The following is a 17,156-nucleotide window of genomic DNA, read 5'->3' as shown; positions in this document are numbered from 1 at the left end:
GAGGAGCTCGATCAGCAGTGAGCAGCAACAACGGTGACGTACGTCTGTGGGGCGGCCGGTTCGCCGACGGCCCCGCCGAGGCGCTGGCGAAACTCTCCGCGTCGGTTCACTTCGACTGGTGTCTCGCGCCGTACGACATCGCCGGCTCCCGCGCGCACGCACGCGCGCTCCACCAGGCGGGCCTGCTCACCCAGGACGAGCTGACGCGCATGCTGGCCGGACTCGACCAGCTCGCGGCGGATGTCGCGGACGGCTCCTTCGTGGGCACGATCGCCGACGAGGACGTCCACACCGCGCTGGAGCGCGGGCTGCTCGAGCGCCTCGGCCCGGACCTCGGCGGCAAGCTCCGCGCCGGACGGTCCCGCAATGACCAGGTCGCCACGCTCTTCCGGATGTATCTGCGCGACCACGCCCGCGTCATCGGCGGGCTGATCGCCGGGCTCCAGGACGCGCTGGTGGGCCTGGCCGAAGCGCACTCCGACGTCGCCATGCCGGGCCGTACGCACCTCCAGCACGCCCAGCCGGTCCTGTTCGCCCACCATGTCCTGGCCCATGTCCAGTCCCTGTCGCGGGACGCGGAGCGGCTGCGCCAGTGGGACGAGCGCACGGCCGTATCGCCGTACGGCTCCGGGGCGCTGGCCGGTTCCTCGCTCGGGCTCGACCCCGAGGCCGTGGCGGCCGACCTCGGCTTCGAGCGCGGCTCGTCGGCCAACTCCATCGACGGCACGGCCTCGCGCGACTTCGTCGCCGAGTTCGCGTTCATCACCGCGATGATCGGCATCAACCTCTCGCGGATCGCGGAGGAGATCATCATCTGGAACACGAAGGAGTTCTCCTTCGTGACCCTGCACGACGCCTTCTCGACCGGCTCCTCCATCATGCCGCAGAAGAAGAACCCGGACATCGCGGAACTGGCGCGCGGCAAGTCCGGGCGGCTCATCGGCAATCTGACGGGGCTGCTCGCGACTCTGAAGGCCCTGCCGCTCGCGTACAACCGCGACCTCCAGGAGGACAAGGAGCCGGTCTTCGACTCCTGCGACCAACTGGAAGTCCTCCTCCCCGCGTTCACCGGCATGATGGCCACGCTCACCGTCAACCGGGAGCGGATGGAGGAGCTGGCCCCGGCCGGTTTCTCGCTCGCCACGGACATCGCGGAGTGGCTGGTCAAGCAGGGTGTGCCGTTCCGGGACGCGCACGAGGTCGCGGGTGAGTGCGTCAAGGTGTGCGAGGGCCAGGGCATCGAGCTCGACCAGCTCACCGACGCGCAGTTCGCCCAGATCTCCGAGCACCTCACGCCCGAGGTGCGTACGGTCCTCAACGTCCCCGGCGCGCTCGCGTCCCGCAGCGGTCGTGGCGGTACGGCGCCGTCGGCCGTCGCCGTCCAACTGGCCGAGATCAAGGCTGACCTGGTGGTCCAGCACGCCTGGGCCACCGCCAAGAAGTAGCGCCACGCGGGAGCGCCGACGTACCTGATTGCCGAGTTGCCGCTCGGCGGCGTACGACGCAGCGTGGGATAATGACCCGGACCGACCAGCGGGCGGGAGAGCCCGAAACACTGTCCGGCCCCGGCCGGTGGCTCGCGCTCGCCGTGCTCGTACTGGCTGTGCTGCTGATCGCCGTCGACGCGACCGTACTCGGCCTCGCCACGCCGTTCCTCAGCGAGGATCTCAAGCCCTCCAGCACCCAGCTCCTGTGGATCGGCGATGTCTACTCCTTCGTCATCGCCGGTCTGCTCGTCTCGATGGGCAGCCTCGGCGACCGCATCGGACGCAAGAAGCTGCTGCTGATCGGCTCGGTCGCGTTCGGCGCGGTGTCCGTGCTCAACGCGTACGCCACCAGCGCGGAGCTGATGATTCTCGCGCGGGCGCTGCTCGGCGTCGCGGGCGCCACCCTGATGCCGTCCACCCTCGCGCTGATCCGCAATATCTTCCACGACCCCAAGGAGCGCAGCCTCGCCGTCGGCATCTGGGGCGCGGCGGCCTCCGCGGGCGCCGCGGTCGGGCCCGTCGTCGGCGGCATTCTGCTGGAGAACTTCTGGTGGGGCTCGGTCTTCCTGATCAACCTGCCCGTGATGGCCGTGCTGGTGCTCGTCGGCATCAGGCTGCTGCCCGAGTCCCGCGACCCGAACCCCGGACCGTGGGACCTGATCAGCGTAGCCCTCTCACTCATCGGCATGGTCAGCGTCGTCTACGCCGTCAAGGAAGCGGCGGCGTACGGTCTGCGCTGGGACAGCGCGGCGGCAGCGGCCGTCGGACTGACCGCGCTGGGCTGGTTCTCCCGGCGGCAGCTGACACTGGACTCGCCCCTGCTGGACATGCGGCTCTTCCACCACCGGGGCTTCTCCGGCGCGGTCCTCGCCGACCTGCTGACCATCCTCGGCCTGTCCGGTCTGGTCTTCTTCCTCGGCCAGTTCCTGCAACTCGTGCAGGTCCGCTCGCCCTTGGAGGCGGGCCTTGTCGAACTGCCCGCCGCGGTCGGCGCGGTGGGCGCTGGCCTGCTGGCGGGCCTGATCGCCCGCAGAGGCTCCGTACGCGGCGCGGTGTCCGGCGGTCTGGCCGCGATCGCCATCGCGCTGGCCGCCTGTACGGCGATCACCGCGTCCACCGGCGCGGTGGCGCTGGGCGTGGCGCTGTTCGTCGGCGGCGCGGGAGCGGGCCTCGCCTTCACCGTGACCGCCGACGTCATCCTCTCCACCGTCCCCAGGGAGCAGGCGGGCGCGGCATCGGCGGTGTCCGAGACGGCGTACGAACTCGGCGCGGCGCTCGGCATCGCGCTGCTCGGCTCGATCGTGACCGGCGTCTACCGCGGCTTCACCGCGCCGCCGGGCGTCCCGGCCGACGCGGCAGCCGCCGCGCACGAGTCACTGGGCGGCGCGGTCGAGTCGGCCAAGGACCTGCCGCGCGAACAGGGCGAGGCCATGCTGGCGGCGGCACAGGACGCCTTCACCGACGGCCTCACGACGGCTGCCGCGGTCGGCGCGGCCGTACTCTTCGCCACGGCCGCCGCCGCCTGGTTCCTGCTGCGCGGCCAGAAGCTCGCCGAGGGGCTCGAACCCCCCTGAGCAGCCGCTGCGACCGGGTCAGGCAGCCTTCGCCTTGGTCGCGTACATGTCCACGTACTCCTGGCCCGACAGCTCCATGACCTCGGTCATCACCGAGTCCGTGACCGCGCGCAGCACATAGCGGTCGCGGCCCATGCCCTCGTACCGCGAGAACTCCATCGGCTTGCCGAAGCGGACCGTCACCCGGCCAGGACGCGGCATGCCCGCGCCGCCCGGCTGCACCTTGTCGGTCCCGATCATCGCGAACGGCAGCACGGGCGCGCCCGTCATGAGCGTCAGCCGCGCGATGCCCGTACGGCCGCGGTAGAGCCGGCCGTCGGGAGAGCGGGTGCCCTCGGGGTAGATGCCGAAGAGCTTGCCCTCCTCCAGCACCCGGCGGCCGGTCATCAGCGCGGCCACGCCGCCGTTGGCGCCGTCGCGGTCGACCGGGATCATGCCGCAGCCCGTGAAGAACCAGGCCATGACCTTGCCCTTGATGCCCTTGCCCGTGACGTACTCGTCCTTGCCGATGAAGTACACCCGGCGGTTGCAGACCAGCGGAAGAATCAACGAGTCGATGAACGTGAGGTGGTTACCGGCGAGAATGACAGGGCCCGTCCCGGGGATGTTCTCGGCGCCTTCCACGCGTGGGCGGAACATCAGGCGCAGGAGCGGCCCGAGCACTGCCTTGATGAGCATCAAGCGGGACAACGGGTCCTCCGGAGTCATGGACGGGTGTCATGGAGCGTCATGGACGGACGGCCACGGCCGACGAAGTATGTGCAGGTGAGTACGGTACCGGGGGGCACCGCGCTTCGCACATCGAGACTTCGAGTCGATACGCACTGTTGACGTGTGTTTCCGCTGTGTTTGCCCAGGCTCTGCCCCAGGTAAGCGGCGGCTGCCTACCATCGGCCCGTGTTTGACAGGTGCGGGACATCACACGGAGGTACGTCCATGACACAGGGTGCGAGCGCGGTTCCGGGACGCAGGACGGTACTGGGAGCGGCGGCGGTGCTCTCGACGGCAGCCCTCGGCGTCGGAGCGGGCTCCGCGACGGCGTGGGCGGACGAGCGCCGGAGCGAGCAGGGCAGCAAGGGCGGCAAGGGCGGCCAGGGCTCCTCGTACAAGGATCTGCCGTCCCCGACCGTCATCGCCCACCGCGGCGCCAGCGGCTACCGGCCCGAGCACACCCTCGGCTCGTACCAGCTGGCGCTCGACATGGGCGCGCACGTCATCGAGCAGGACCTGGTACCGACCAAGGACGGCCACCTTGTATGCCGTCACGAGAACGACATCACGGGCACCACGGACATCGCGGCGCACCCGGAGTTCGCCTCCCGCAAGACCACCAAGTCCATCGACGGCACCAGCGTCACGGGCTGGTTCACCGAGGACTTCACGCTCGCCGAGCTGAAGACGCTGCGGGCCAAGGAGCGCATCCCCGCCAGCCGCCAGGAGAACACCCTCTACGACGGCCGCTGGACCGTCCCCACCTTCGAGGAGGTGCTGCGCTGGGCGGACAAGGAGGGCCGCCGCCGCGGCCGCCCCGTCTGGCTCCATGTCGAGACCAAGCACCCCACGTACTTCCGCAAGCTCGGGCTCGCCCTTGAGGAGCGGCTCGCCAAGCTGCTGCGCCGGTACGGACGCGACCGCCGCGACTCCCCGGTCTTCCTCCAGTCGTTCGAGCCGAGCAGCATGGAGTGGATGGCCAATCTCGTCTCCTGCCCGCGCGTCGTCCTGCTCTCCGGCGCGGCGAGCCGCCCGTGGGACTTCACCGCGGCGGGCGACCCGCGCACGGTCGCCGACCTGATCAAGCCCGAGGGCCTGAAGCGGATCGCGTCGTACGCGCAGGGCATCGGGCCGACCCTCGACCTGATCATCCCGAAGGACGCGACGGGCAAACTGACCACGCCGACGACGCTCGTACGGGACGCCCACGCGCAGGGCCTGATCCTGCACCCGTACACGATGCGCAACGAGAACAGTTTCCTGCCCGCCGACTTCCGGCGCGGCACCGACCCCAACGCCTACGGGGATGCCTTCGGCGCTTTCAAGGCGTACTTCGACACCGGCATCGACGGGATCTTCACCGACAACCCGGACACGGGGCTGCTGGCCGCCGCCGACTTCCGCGGCTGAGCGTTCAGCTGAGCGTTCAAACACGGCCTGTCCGCCCGTACGGGTGACTGTGCCGTCGCACGGCAACCGATGCCGCGCGACGGCACGTCCCGCCGGGCATGACGCTTCTCGACCTACTCGACTCTCCAGATCGTCCAGACCTGCCCGACCTGGAAAACACCCCTGCCGACGCCCGGGCCCTTGTGGTCAGCGCGCTGCACTCGTTGGTCAGGGCCGAGGCCACTGCCGAGGCCCCCGGCACCGCCATGGAACCCGGCGACCTCGAACAGGCTGTCTGGGTACGGCTGCTGGAACGGCTGGGCGGGGACGGACCGCCGTCGGACGCCGCCCGCTGGGTCAGGTCGGCCGTACGCGCCGAAGCGCGGCGGGCCCGGCGTACGGCCGCCCGTGAACTCCCGTACAGCCAGGTCCCCGTCGGCCAGGACCGCTCGGCGGAACCGGTGGGCAGCCCCGAGCGCGCCGCGCTGCGGGCGGAGTGGCGGCGCACCCTGCGGGCCGCCGTCGCGCGTACTCCAGGGAACTGCCCGCGGCTGCTGACCGCGATGCTCTCCCCCGAAGATCCGACCTACCGGGAGATCGCGGGGACGCTGGGAATCGCACAGGGCAGCCTGGGTCCGATGCGGTCCCGCTGCCTGGGGTGCCTGCGCAGAATGCTGCCCAGAGAGGTTGGCGCTTCTGAACACGGGGGAAAGGAGCGGTAGACAACCGGCGGACAGATGAGCGGGAGGCATGCGCACATGGGCATGAGCGTGACCATCTCAGCAGCAGCGGCGCAGGACGCGGAGCACATCCTGAAGCTGCAGTACCTGTGCTACCAGAGCGAGGCCGAGCTGTACGGCGACTACGGAATCGAGCCTCTGACACAGTCCCTGGAGGATCTGGGGGCCGAAATAGCGCAGGGCCACGCCCTGGTGGCACGGCTGGGCGAGGAGGTGGTGGCCTCGGTGCGCTGCAAGGTCGACGGGGAGGGCACCGCCCGGATCGCCAAACTCATCGTCCATCCACGGATGCAGCGACATGGCCTGGGCGGTCGGCTGCTCGACGCGATCGAGGAACACTTCGCCGGGGAACCGGCTGTGGCGCGATTTCAGCTGTTCACCGGCCACCGCAGCGAGGGCGTACTGCGGCTGTACCGCAGCCGCGGCTATCTGCCGGTCACCACCGAGCGGGTCGGCCCGCGGCTCATGGTCGTCACACTGGGGAAGGAGGCCGCGACCGGGGCGTACGCCGCCAGCGCTTAGTCCGTCGGCTCACTCTGCTTGCTGCGCCGCGCCCTCGCGGGACCGGCGCAGCCAGAGGATCCCGGTGACCGGCAGCAGCACCGGGATGAAGACGTAGCCCATCCCGTATGCCGACCAGACCGTCGAGTCGGGGAAGGCGGACGGATCGAGCACCGTCCACGTTCCCACGATCAGTACGCCCGTGAGCTCGGCGGCGCAGCACACCAGCGCCGCCCTGCGGGCCGTCTCCCCGCCGCGTACCAGCGTGTACGTGATGAACGCGTACACCACGGCCGCCACCGCCGAGAGCGTGTGGGCGAGCGGCGCCGCGTCGTAGTCGGTGAGGATCTCGTAGACCGAGCGCGACACCGCGCCCACCGACATCACTCCGTACACCCAGACCAGCAGCAGCCCGGGGCCGCGGACCAGCCGGGTCTTGTCGCCGTCGGCGGTCTCGGTCATCGTCGGTCAGCCCTTCCAGATGTCGTAGAGCCGCACTTCGAGCACGGCCAGGACGACCGCGCCGGCCGCGACCGTCACCGAACCCCAGCGGGTCCGTTCTGTCAGGGAGAGGAAGCCCGCCGCGGGCACGGCGGCGAACGACCCGATCAGATACGAGACGAAGATCACCGAGCCTTCGTCGGCCTTCTCACCGCGCGTCAGCCGCACGACCCCGACCACCAGCTGCGCGAACGCCAGCACCGACACCACGGCCATGCCGATGAAGTGCCAGTCCTTGGTGGGTTGGTCGCGGTAGGCGGCGAAACCGCACCAGGCGGCGAGGGCGAGCGCGGTCACGGCGACCGCGACCGTCAGGGCGTCAAACATGGCCCCGAGCGTATTACGCGCCGTGAGGCCCGATGCGCGCGGCCCCACACGTCCCCACCACGTCCCCACGCCGCCCGTCAGCACGCGCGGCAAGCCCGACCCGGAGCCGTTCCTGCTCGGGGCGCGGCGGGGATGCGGACCGTGGCCTTGGCCACAACACACCGGCGTTCCGAGCTGGTGGCCGATGTGGTCGTCAGGGACCTCTCGGTCGTGTCCGTGCAGGTCACGGACGGGGGAGTGGAGATCGGCACGGCGGAATGAACCCGTCCACATGCCGGAACGCGGCCGTCCGCTATTCGGACTGCCGCGCTCCGTGCGCAGGCCCGTCTGTTTTACTTGCCGACATGACCACGACGAGCAGCCGCACCCTTGCGACCGAGGCGATCACGACGCCCGGTGCTGCCTGTCCGTGTCGAATGTGCGCCATCTGAGGGCCCCCTGCCTGAGTCTCACGCCCCGAAGCGAGACCCGCGAGACCCGACAGTCGCGCCTGCCGCCCGTGCTCTGAATCTTCCGCTGATACACGTCGGGCGCACGCATGCGCCGACGCGAGCCGCATCGCGCGCAACTGCACGACTGTCAGAACCCGAATGCCCCATGCCCGGCGGACACCGCGCCGCGCACTCGACAGTGACGGAAACCCCTGTGATCACCACTACGGGCCTTACGAAAATTTACCGCGCCCAACAGTCACGAGGCCGCGAGGTCACCGCTCTGGACGGCGTCGACCTGCATGTACGTGAAGGCGAAGTCTTCGGCGTCATCGGCCAGAGCGGCGCGGGCAAGTCCTCCCTCATCCGCTGCGTCAACCTGCTGGAACGCCCCACCTCCGGCACCGTGACCGTCGCCGGTCAGGACCTCACCGCCCTGGCCGGCCGCGGCCGGCGCGCGGGCAAGGAGCTGCGTGCGGCGCGCAGCCGTATCGGCATGGTCTTCCAGCACTTCAATCTGCTGTCCTCGCGCACCGTCCAGGACAACGTCGAGCTGCCCCTGGAGATCCTCGGCGCCTCGGGAACCGAACGCTCCCGCAAGGCGCTGGAACTGCTTGACCTGGTGGGGCTCTCCGACAAGGCGAAGGCATACCCCGGGCAGCTCTCCGGCGGCCAGAAGCAGCGCGTCGGCATTGCCCGGGCGCTCGCGGGTGACCCCAAGGTGCTGCTCTCCGACGAGGCGACCAGCGCGCTCGACCCCGAGACCACCCGCTCGATCCTCCAGCTGCTGCGCGACCTCAACCGGCAGCTGGGACTGACCGTGCTGCTCATCACGCACGAGATGGACGTCGTCAAGACGGTCTGCGACTCGGCCGCCCTGATGAAGAAGGGGAAGATCATCGAATCCGGAACGGTCAGCGAACTGCTCGCCACACCGGGCTCCGAGCTGGCGCACGAGCTGTTCCCGGTGGGCGGCGAGGCCTCGGGCCCCGACCGCACGGTCGTGGACGTGACCTTCCACGGTGAGGCCGCGACCCAGCCGGTGATCTCGCAGCTCTCCCGTACGTACAACATCGACATCTCGATTCTCGGCGCCGCGATGGACACCGTCGCGGGCAAGCAGATCGGCCGGATGCGCATCGAACTCCCCGGCCGGTACGAGGACAACGTCGTCCCGGTCGGCTTCCTGCGGGAACAGGGCCTCCAGGTCGAGGCTGTCGAGTCCGACCCCCAGCAGAGCGCCGTACTCGCCGCCGTACTCGCCAAGGAAGGCGCCAAGTGAACTGGTCGGAAATGCAGCCGCTGCTCAGCCAGGGCACTATCGACACCCTCTACATGGTGCTGTGGTCCGCCCTCGTCACCGTCGCCGGCGGACTGCCGCTCGGGGTGCTGCTCGTCCTCACCGACAAGGGCGGACTGCTCCAGAACACCCCGGTCAACAAGGTCGTCGGCGTGATCGTGAACATCGGCCGCTCACTGCCGTTCATCATTCTGCTGATCGCGCTGATCCCCTTCACCACGCTCGTGGTCGGCACCTTCATCGGCCCCACCGCGATGATCGTGCCGCTCGCCATCGGCGCCATTCCGTTCTTCGCCCGGCTGGTCGAGACCGCCATCCGCGAGGTCGACCACGGACTGGTCGAGGCCGTCCAGTCGATGGGCGGCTCCGTCCCGACGATCGTCCGCAAGGTGCTGCTGCCGCAGGCCCTGCCCTCGCTCGTCTCGGCGGTCACCACCACCGTGATCGTGCTCGTCGGCTACTCGGCGATGGCCGGCGCGGTCGGCGGCGAGGGCCTCGGGTCGAAGGCTGTGACGTACGGATTCCAGCGCTTCGAGACCCCGTTCATGCTGGTCACGGTCGTCGTGCTGATCGCGATCGTGACGGTCGTACAGCTTCTGGGTGACGGAGTCGTACGGCTCCTGGCGCGTCGCGGCCGTACCGCTTCCTGACCGACTCTCTCCGCCTTTCTCCCTCTCTCCACCAGAAGCCCGCACTCCTTGTCCGGGCCCGCTCGGTTCCACCAGAAAGAGGCACTCTTCGTGCGTAAGAACATCAAGCTCGCCGCGGCTGCCTCCGCCGCCCTCGCCCTCGGCCTGAGCGCCTGCGGCACCGCCTCCGACCCTGCCTCCGCTTCCGCCGCGGGCGCCACGGCCGACGAGTCCAAGACGCTGGTCGTCGCCGCGTCCCCGACGCCGCACGCCGACATCCTCAACTACGTCAAGGACAACCTGGCGAAGAAGGCCGGGCTGAACCTGGAGGTCAAGGAGTTCACGGACTACGTCCTGCCGAACACGGCCACCGAGGGCGGCCAGGTGGACGCCAACTTCTTCCAGCACAAGCCCTACCTCGACGACTTCAACAAGAAGAACAACACCCACATCGTTCCGGTCGTCAATGTGCACCTGGAGCCGCTGGGCCTCTACTCCAAGAAGGTCAAGGACCTCAAGGAGATCAAGTCCGGTCACACCGTCGCCGTACCGAACGACACCACCAACGAGGGGCGCGCACTCAAGCTGCTCGCCGACAACGGCCTGATCACCCTGAAGGCGGGCGTCGGCTCGGACGCCAAGCTCTCCGACATCGAGGACAAGAAGGGCTTGGAGTTCAAGGAGATAGAGGCCGCCACGCTGCCTCGCGCCCTGAACGACGTGGACGCCGCGGTCATCAACGGCAACTACGCCATCGAGGCCGACCTCAAGCCCGCCACAGACTCCTTGGTGCTGGAGAAGTCGGACGGCAACCCGTACGCCAACTTCCTCGCCGTCAAGAAGGGCAACGAGAAGGACGCGCGCGTGGCGAAGCTCGCCGGGCTGCTCAACTCCCCCGAGGTGAAGAAGTTCATCGAGGACACCTACGCCGGGTCGGTCGTCCCGGCCTTCGGCACCGCCGCCAACTAGCGGCAGCGGCAAGCCGCTTGACCGAGGCCCCGCGCACCCCTCCGAAGGGCGCGGGGCCCTGCCGCACCGCCACCCGGTCATGCGCATCCGCCGCCCAATGCTGCATGCTGTGCCTTTACGGCCTTTACGGCTATGACCGTTTGGCGGTCCTCGGTCTTCGGCATGGAGCTGCGCATGACTACCACCTTTCCGGACGTGTCCATCAGCACGGAGCGGTTGGTGCTGCGCCCCTTCGAGGAAGCCGACATCCCGGCGCACACCGAGATGATGAACGACGAGCAGATCACCGCCTGGACCTCCGTGCCACACCCGTATACGGCGGCCGACGCGGAGGAGTGGGTCCGCGCCATCGCTCCCGCGGAGCGGACGGACGGCCGCGGCATCGTCCTGGCGGTCACCGAGTTCCTCACGCAGCGGCTCGTCGGCATCGTCCACCTGCGGAACACCGACTGGCACACACTCGCCACCGAGGCGTCCTATGTCATCGCCCCCTGGGCGCGCGGCGAGGGATACGCCACCGAGTCCATGCTCGCCGTCGCCAAGTGGCTCTTCCGGGACCAGAAGTTCGAGCGCATGGAACTGCGTACAGCCGCCGACAACACCGCGTCCCAGCAGGTCGCGCAGAAGATCGGCTGCATCAGTGAGGGTGTGCTGCGGAACGCCTGGATAGCGCGCACGCAGCGGGAGGACGGCAGCTGGGCCGACATCCGCACCGACCTGATCGTCTGGAGCCTGCTGCCCGAGGACCTCGACGGGGTAGTGGATCAGCTGGCTGAGGCGGGCTACGCCTCCTTCCCCGACTGGAGCTGACGGCGGCGGCAGCCGCTCCGGGTACTCTCGCCATGCCCGCACTGCGGGCTGCCCCGGCGTGCGACGATTTCCGACCGCTTCAGATCACCTCAGACGACCTCAGACGACTTCAGACGACTTCAGACGACTTCAGACGACTTCAGACCACTTCAGACCACTTTCAGGAGACTGACGACGATGGCCGACCGGGTCACGGTGATCGGCTGGGACGGTTCGCCCCTCACCGCAGCTGCCAGGTCCGCCCTCTCCGCCGCCACGCTGGTGGCCGGAGCCGCACACCACCTGGCGCTCCCCGAAGTGCCGCCGGGCGCCGAACGCATCCGGCTCGGCAGCGTCGACCTCGCGGCCCGCCGGATCGCCGGACACCGCGGCAGCGCCGTCGTCCTCGCCGACGGCGATCCTGGGCTCTTCGGCGTCGTACGCACCCTGCGCGCGCCGCAGCACGGTCTTGAGGTCGAGGTCGTACCCGCGGTCTCCTCCGTCGCCACGGCCTTCGCGCGCGCCGGAATGCCCTGGGACGACGCGCAGATCGTCGTCGCCCACCGCCGTACGCTGCGCCGCGCGGTCAATGTGTGCCGGGCGCACGCCAAAGTCGCCGTCCTCACCTCTCCGGGCGCCGGGCCCGCCGAGCTCGCCCTGCTGCTGGACGGCGTGCACCGTACCTTCGTCATCTGCGAGGAGCTCGGCACCGAGCGCGAACAGGTCACCGTCCTCACCTCCGACAAGGCCGCCGACCATGTCTGGCGCGACCCGAATGTGGTCATTGTCATCGGCGGGGCGGTGAGCGTGGCGGGGGCGGTGCCGGGATCGGTGCCGGGGTCGGTGCCGGGCGCCGGCTGGATCGCGAGCCGCGAGCCCGGCTATCCGCCCCCGATACGGGGCTGGGCACTGCCGCCCGAGCCCACCTCCGGTGCTGGTGCCGACGGGCTGGGGGAGGGCGAGTCGATGCAGCTGCGCGCCGTCCAACTGGCCCGCCTCGGGCCGCGCATCGGCGACCTCGTCTGGGACATCGGCTCCGGCAGCGGGGCGCTCGCGGCTGAGGCGGCGCGTTTCGGCGCCGCGGTGATCGCCGTCGACGCCGACCCGGCGGCCTGCGCCCGTACGGAGGCGACGGCACGGCGCTCCGGCGTGCGGCTCCAGGTCGTCCAGGGGCGTGCGCCGCATGTGCTGGAGCGCCTTCCCGAGCCCGATGTCGTACGGATCGGGGGCGGGGGAGCGGAGGTGGTGACCGCCTGCGCCGACCGGCGACCCCAGCGCATCGTGGCCCACGCCTCGACCCGCGACCAGGCCGAGGCGATCGGCGCGGCGCTGGCGGCGGGCGGTTATGCCGTCGAGTGCGCGCTGCTGCAGTCCGTCGAACTGGACACCGTGGCATGGGCGGAGCGGGAGCGTTCCGTCGTCTTTCTGCTCTCAGGGCAGCAGCGGAATCGCGCCCACTGACCCTGTGCCGCGCGGCGCGGGGTAGGCTGGCCGATCGTTGTACCGCACCCGGTCGTTCATGGATTCGTTCGCCAATGTCCGGAAAAATGTGGGCACTTTGCTCCCGTGTGTGGTACGTCGAACGGGTGGGACGCGCGACGTGGCGCACCCCACAGCGGCCCGTGGCGGATCTCCGTGCCACGGTGGCGAACGGCCGCGAGAATGCGTGGTGTCTGTCCGTGGGGCATCGTGCCGCGTGGCGCACACGCTCGTTCTTGTTGACGGGCGTCAGGTGTGCCGCGGTCGGGGCGCCCCGGGTGATGGGCGAAGGAGTTCAAGCGATGGGCGAGGGGTACGCATGACTGACACCGGCCAGATCCCGGGCGACGGGCTGCCGGAGAACGCAGGCATGGTGGAGCAGCCGGGTATCCCGGCTCCTGGCGCGTACACCTTCCTGGACCCCTCCGAGAACGGTTCCGAAGAAGACGATCTCCTGCTGATGCCGGGGGCGCAGGGCGCGTGGAGCGACCCGCAGCTGGTTCCGCCCGTCCCCGAGCAGTACGTCGGGGCTCCCGCGCCGGAGCCGGTGGCGCCCGAGTCGCACTATGCCGAGGCGTTCGCGAGCCCGGAGCCGTTCGCTCCGGCTGCGGCTCCGGCTGCCACGTATGTGGAGGCCGAGGTCCAGGCAGAGGTCCAGGCCGAGATCCAGGCTGCCCCTGTGGCGCAGCCGGTGGCCGAGGAGCCGGGCGCGCACGCATCCGGTGGCCCTGACTCCGGTTCCATCGACCTCAACGGCGTCCTCGTCCCGCCCGCTTCCGCCACGCCTTCCGCCACGCCGACTCCGCCGCCCCCGCGCCGCCCGCTGCATATGGGGCCGCCGCTGCCCGACACTTCGGGTGGCGTGGTGCGCTCGCTGGCCGACCGCGGTCCGGCGGGTGCGCCGTCGCACGCCGTTCCCGTCCCCGTCTCCGCGCCCAGCCCCGCTTCGCCCCCGACCGGTGTGGAGTACCTCGGCATGCCGCGCGAGGAGGCGGCGGCCGTGCTGCCGGGGCCGCAGCTGGGGGAGATTCCGCCGCAGGCCGGGGCGCCGTGGGATGCCCAGCCTCCGCAGTTCCAGATGCCGCCCGAGGCGCCCGCAGAAACGGTCGTCCCGGAGCCCGTGCCCGTGCTGGAGCTTGTGCCTGAGCCCGAGTCTGAGCCCGAGTCTGAGCCCGAGCCGGTTGTCGCCGAGGCCGCGCCCGCCGGGCAGTTCGTCCCCGTAGAGGGTTCGGTGCCCACGACCCCGCACCTCGCGCCGACGCCGGTCGCCGTGCCGGCGCAACCGGATCAGGAACAGGAACCGGAACCGGAATTCACGCCTGAGCCTGAGCCTCAGCCTGAGGTCGTGCCCGAGCCGGTGGCCGAGGTGATCGTGGCCGCGGAGGTTCCCGCGGAGCCCGTAGCCGCGCCTGCTCCCGAGCCGGAACCGGAGCCAGAACCGGAGCCGGAGCCCGCGCTTGCTCCCGAGCCGGAACCCGAACCAGAACCGGAACCCGTACTCGAGCTGGAAGCTGAGCCTGAGCCTGAGCCGGAATTCGCACCCCAGCCGGCACTGGCACTGGCACCCGAGCCGGAACTGGCACCCGAGCCGGTACCCGTACCAGAACCGGCACCGGAACCGGAGCCCGTACCCGTACCCGCACTGGCACTGGCACCCGAGCCAGAACCGGCACCCGAGCCGGCACTCGTACCAGAACTGGCACCGGAACCAGCACCGGAACCGGAGCCCGCACCGGCACTGGCACTGGCCCCCGCGCCGGAACGCGCACTGGAACTGGCACCCGAGCCCGCGCCGGAACCCGCGCCCGTGGCCGCCCCCGCCTGGACACCGCCCGCCCCCGCGTACGACGACGCCGAACGCGAAGCCGTACTCCGCGTGATGCGCGAACGCCGGGACATCCGCAACGGCTTCCGCCCCGACCCCATCCCGCACGACGTACTGCTGCGCGTACTCGAAGCCGCGCACACCGCCCCGAGCGTCGGCCACTCCCAGCCCTGGGACTTCGTCGTCATCCGCTCCGCCGAAACCCGCCGGACGATGCACGAACTGGCGCAGGGCCAGCGTGAGGCGTACGCCAACTCGCTACCCAAGGGCCGGGCCAAGCAGTTCAAGGAACTGAAGATCGAGGCGATCCTCGACACTCCGGTGAACATCGTCGTCACCGCCGACCCCACCCGCGGTGGGCGTCACACCCTCGGCAGGCACACCCAGCCGCAGATGGCCCCGTACTCCTCGGCGCTCGCGGTGGAGAACCTCTGGCTCGCGGCCCGCGCCGAAGGCCTCGGCGTCGGCTGGGTCAGCTTCTTCGACGAGCGCGAGATGGTGCGTACGCTCGGACTGCCGGACCACCTGGAAGTCGTCGCGTATCTGTGTGTCGGTTACGTCGACGAGTTCCCGGAGGAGCCCGAGCTGACGCAGGCGGGCTGGTCCAAGCGGCGTCCGCTCTCGTGGGTCGTCCACGAGGAGACGTACGGCCGCCGCGCCCTGCCCGGCGAGGAGCCGCACGACCTGCTCCAGGAGACCATCACCAGCATCCGCCCGCTGGACGCGAAGGCGCTCGGCGAGGCGTGGGAGCGCCAGAAGCGGATGACCAAGCCGGCGGGCGCGCTCGGCATGCTGGAGATCATCTCCGCGCAGCTGAGCGGCCTGTCCCGGATGTGCCCGCCGCCGATCCCGGAGCCCGCGGTGGTCGCGATCTTCGCGGGCGACCATGGGGTGCACGCGCAGGGCGTCACCGCGTGGCCGCAGGAGGTGACGGCGCAGATGGTCGCCAACTTCCTTGGCGGCGGGGCGGTCTGCAACGCGTTCGCCAACCAGGTGGGGGCGGAGGTCTGCGTGGTGGACGTGGGTGTTGCCGGAGAGCTGCCCGCCACGCCGGGCCTGCTGCCGCGCAAGGTCAGGGCGGGCACGGCGGACTTCACGGCGGGCCCTGCGCTGAGCCGCGAAGATGTGCTCTCGGCGGTCGAGGTCGGCATCGAGACGGCGCGGGATCTCGTGGCCGCGGGCAACAAGGCGCTGATCACCGGTGAGATGGGCATCGCGAACACGACCGTCTCGGCAGCGCTGATCTCTGTCTACACGGGCCAGGACCCGGCCGAGGTCACGGGCCGCGGGACAGGCATCAACGACGAGATGCACGCCCGCAAGATCGATGTGGTACGCCGCGCCCTGGACCTGCACGCCCCGGACCCGGCGGACCCGATCGGCGTCCTCGCGGCGGTCGGCGGCCTGGAGCACGCGGCGTTGGTCGGCTTCATCCTGGGTGGCGCGTCGTTGCGTACGCCGGTGCTGCTGGACGGCGTCTCGGCGGGCGCGGCGGCGCTGGTGGCCCGCGCGATCGCACCGGAGTCCCTGGCCGCCTGCATCGCGGGCCACCGCAGCGCGGAGCCGGGCCATGTGGCAGCCCTCAACAAACTGGGCCTGCGCCCCTTGGTGGACCTGGACCTCCGCCTGGGCGAGGGCACGGGCGCGCTGCTGGCACTGCCGGTGGTCCAGAGCGCGGCGAGGGCGATGCACGAGGTGGCGACGTTCGACTCGGCGGGCGTGACGGAGAAGTAAACGTCGCAGGTGCCCCGTCCGTTGCTTCAGGGCGGGGCATGTCGCCGCGTAATGGCGTGCTCGGCTTGCGGGGCGGCCGCGCCGCGAAGTCGGCGGTCCCCAGGGCGGGGGCGTGAGCCCGTACGTCCACGTCCCCCGCCCGCGGGGGCCCGGGTTTTCCCAGTTCCGGGATTGGGCGTACCTCCCCGAACAACACAGCTGGGGCGTGTTTGAGAATAGCTCCCTCTGGCTTCTCCCCCCTGGCTTCGCGCGGGTGGGGGTCCCCCGGCGAAGCCAGGGGGAGATCGCCCTCGTACGAACGGGGGCACCCCCAGGCGAAGCTCCGGGGCAGGTACTTGGGCGACTCCGACAACACCGCCAACACCGCGTGGGGGCACTCCCCCTCGCTTTGCTGGGGACCCCCACCCAGGCGAAGCTCTGGGGGAGCGTGCCAGGCGTCGCGGGGTCGAGGGTTCCCCGGACGAAGTCCAGGGGGAGAAACTTCTGAAACACGCCCTGGGAGACCACTGAAGACCTTGAAATCACGCCCGGCTTGCACCGGTTCAAGCCGATTGACATTTAACGCCAATCCGGGGTGAGCCGGGCAGCCCGAGCAAGATCTTCATGAGTCTCCCAGGGCGTGGGGGAGGCGGGGCCGGGAAAGGCCCTGGCCCGAGCTGGAGCCGCGCCGGAGGCCGGGCCCGCAAGGACGGAGCTCAGGAATGCCGGGGGCGATCCCGCGGCGAAGCCGGCGCAACCGGATTCTCGTGACCGCCCCCTGCCCCTCGCAG

At 70.4% G+C, this 17,156-nt stretch carries 14 protein-coding genes and 1 pseudogene; 12 read left to right on the top strand and 3 right to left on the bottom strand.

Going from position 1 to position 17,156, the window contains the following annotated elements; translation table 11 throughout:
* Positions 1-17: 17 nt before the first annotated feature.
* Together argH and ACIHCQ_RS07550 are read left to right on the top strand one after the other, a co-directional pair.
* On the top strand, positions 18-1,445 hold the full coding sequence (argH, locus tag ACIHCQ_RS07555; protein WP_399658832.1) for an argininosuccinate lyase: 1,428 nt from the start codon (positions 18-20) through the stop codon (positions 1,443-1,445).
* 71 nt (positions 1,446-1,516) lie between these two features.
* Positions 1,517-3,061, top strand: coding sequence for an MFS transporter (locus ACIHCQ_RS07550; protein ID WP_399658831.1), 1,545 nt, complete (start codon positions 1,517-1,519; stop codon positions 3,059-3,061).
* An 18-nt stretch (positions 3,062-3,079) separates the two neighbouring features.
* Here the strand turns inward: ACIHCQ_RS07550 and ACIHCQ_RS07545 are convergent, their stop codons facing one another.
* Positions 3,080-3,769 carry a lysophospholipid acyltransferase family protein gene (locus ACIHCQ_RS07545; protein ID WP_399658830.1) on the bottom strand — a complete coding sequence of 230 codons (690 nt, stop codon included), beginning with the start codon at positions 3,767-3,769 and terminating at the stop codon, positions 3,080-3,082.
* A gap of 228 nt (positions 3,770-3,997) precedes the next feature.
* Between ACIHCQ_RS07545 and ACIHCQ_RS07540 the strand changes: the two genes are divergently transcribed.
* From ACIHCQ_RS07540 to ACIHCQ_RS07530, 3 genes are all read left to right on the top strand, one after another.
* Complete coding sequence (locus ACIHCQ_RS07540; protein WP_399658829.1) at positions 3,998-5,182, top strand: glycerophosphodiester phosphodiesterase; 1,185 nt, start codon at positions 3,998-4,000, stop codon at positions 5,180-5,182.
* Positions 5,183-5,280: 98 nt separating this feature from the next.
* A complete protein-coding gene (locus tag ACIHCQ_RS07535) occupies positions 5,281-5,883 on the top strand; it encodes a sigma-70 family RNA polymerase sigma factor (protein ID WP_399658828.1) in 603 nt (200 codons plus the stop codon).
* 36 nt (positions 5,884-5,919) lie between these two features.
* A complete protein-coding gene (locus ACIHCQ_RS07530; RefSeq protein WP_399658826.1) occupies positions 5,920-6,423 on the top strand; it encodes a GNAT family N-acetyltransferase in 504 nt (167 codons plus the stop codon).
* Between the two features lie 9 nt (positions 6,424-6,432).
* Here the strand turns inward: ACIHCQ_RS07530 and ACIHCQ_RS07525 are convergent, their stop codons facing one another.
* Both ACIHCQ_RS07525 and ACIHCQ_RS07520 read right to left on the bottom strand, forming a co-directional pair.
* A complete protein-coding gene (locus tag ACIHCQ_RS07525; RefSeq protein WP_399658825.1) occupies positions 6,433-6,864 on the bottom strand; it encodes a hypothetical protein in 432 nt (143 codons plus the stop codon).
* 6 nt (positions 6,865-6,870) lie between these two features.
* A complete protein-coding gene (locus ACIHCQ_RS07520) occupies positions 6,871-7,230 on the bottom strand; it encodes a hypothetical protein (RefSeq protein WP_399658824.1) in 360 nt (119 codons plus the stop codon).
* Between the two features lie 82 nt (positions 7,231-7,312).
* On the opposite strand from ACIHCQ_RS07520, the pseudogene ACIHCQ_RS07515 reads away from it, so the two are divergent.
* The 7 genes and pseudogenes from ACIHCQ_RS07515 to cobT form a co-directional block, all read left to right on the top strand.
* Positions 7,313-7,491 (top strand): annotated as a pseudogene (locus tag ACIHCQ_RS07515) (HAD family hydrolase); the annotation flags it as partial.
* Positions 7,492-7,827: 336 nt separating this feature from the next.
* Positions 7,828-8,943 carry a methionine ABC transporter ATP-binding protein gene (locus ACIHCQ_RS07510; RefSeq protein ID WP_399658823.1) on the top strand — a complete coding sequence of 372 codons (1,116 nt, stop codon included), beginning with the start codon at positions 7,828-7,830 and terminating at the stop codon, positions 8,941-8,943.
* Positions 8,940-9,611 (top strand): methionine ABC transporter permease, encoded by a 672-nt coding sequence (locus ACIHCQ_RS07505; RefSeq protein ID WP_399658822.1) that lies wholly within the window; start codon positions 8,940-8,942, stop codon positions 9,609-9,611. The genes ACIHCQ_RS07510 and ACIHCQ_RS07505 overlap by 4 nt, the downstream gene beginning before the upstream one ends.
* A 90-nt stretch (positions 9,612-9,701) precedes the next feature.
* Positions 9,702-10,559 (top strand): MetQ/NlpA family ABC transporter substrate-binding protein, encoded by an 858-nt coding sequence (locus tag ACIHCQ_RS07500; protein WP_399658821.1) that lies wholly within the window; start codon positions 9,702-9,704, stop codon positions 10,557-10,559.
* 162 nt (positions 10,560-10,721) lie between these two features.
* Positions 10,722-11,369 (top strand): GNAT family N-acetyltransferase, encoded by a 648-nt coding sequence (locus tag ACIHCQ_RS07495; protein WP_399659165.1) that lies wholly within the window; start codon positions 10,722-10,724, stop codon positions 11,367-11,369.
* 177 nt (positions 11,370-11,546) lie between these two features.
* On the top strand, positions 11,547-12,809 hold the full coding sequence (gene cbiE / locus ACIHCQ_RS07490; protein ID WP_399658820.1) for a precorrin-6y C5,15-methyltransferase (decarboxylating) subunit CbiE: 1,263 nt from the start codon (positions 11,547-11,549) through the stop codon (positions 12,807-12,809).
* A 337-nt stretch (positions 12,810-13,146) separates the two neighbouring features.
* A complete protein-coding gene (gene cobT / locus ACIHCQ_RS07485; RefSeq protein WP_399658818.1) occupies positions 13,147-16,386 on the top strand; it encodes a nicotinate-nucleotide--dimethylbenzimidazole phosphoribosyltransferase in 3,240 nt (1,079 codons plus the stop codon).
* Positions 16,387-17,156 lie beyond the last annotated feature (770 nt).

It is taken from the genome of Streptomyces sp. NPDC052236 (assembly GCF_044548015.1).
Lineage (GTDB): Bacteria > Actinomycetota > Actinomycetes > Streptomycetales > Streptomycetaceae > Streptomyces.
Note: the sequence above shows the minus strand (reverse complement) of the source record. Positions and strands in the feature narration are given on the sequence as shown.

Coding starts and splice junctions, on each gene's coding strand:
- ACIHCQ_RS07550 (WP_399658831.1), top strand. CDS start 1,517: ATGACCCGGACCGACCAGCGGGCGGGAGAGCCCGAAACACTGTCCGGC.
- ACIHCQ_RS07545 (WP_399658830.1), bottom strand. CDS start 3,769: ATGACTCCGGAGGACCCGTTGTCCCGCTTGATGCTCATCAAGGCAGTG.
- ACIHCQ_RS07540 (WP_399658829.1), top strand. CDS start 3,998: ATGACACAGGGTGCGAGCGCGGTTCCGGGACGCAGGACGGTACTGGGA.
- ACIHCQ_RS07535 (WP_399658828.1), top strand. CDS start 5,281: ATGACGCTTCTCGACCTACTCGACTCTCCAGATCGTCCAGACCTGCCC.
- ACIHCQ_RS07530 (WP_399658826.1), top strand. CDS start 5,920: ATGGGCATGAGCGTGACCATCTCAGCAGCAGCGGCGCAGGACGCGGAG.
- ACIHCQ_RS07525 (WP_399658825.1), bottom strand. CDS start 6,864: ATGACCGAGACCGCCGACGGCGACAAGACCCGGCTGGTCCGCGGCCCC.
- ACIHCQ_RS07520 (WP_399658824.1), bottom strand. CDS start 7,230: ATGTTTGACGCCCTGACGGTCGCGGTCGCCGTGACCGCGCTCGCCCTC.
- ACIHCQ_RS07510 (WP_399658823.1), top strand. CDS start 7,828: ATGCCCGGCGGACACCGCGCCGCGCACTCGACAGTGACGGAAACCCCT.
- ACIHCQ_RS07495 (WP_399659165.1), top strand. CDS start 10,722: ATGGAGCTGCGCATGACTACCACCTTTCCGGACGTGTCCATCAGCACG.
- cbiE (WP_399658820.1), top strand. CDS start 11,547: ATGGCCGACCGGGTCACGGTGATCGGCTGGGACGGTTCGCCCCTCACC.
- cobT (WP_399658818.1), top strand. CDS start 13,147: ATGACTGACACCGGCCAGATCCCGGGCGACGGGCTGCCGGAGAACGCA.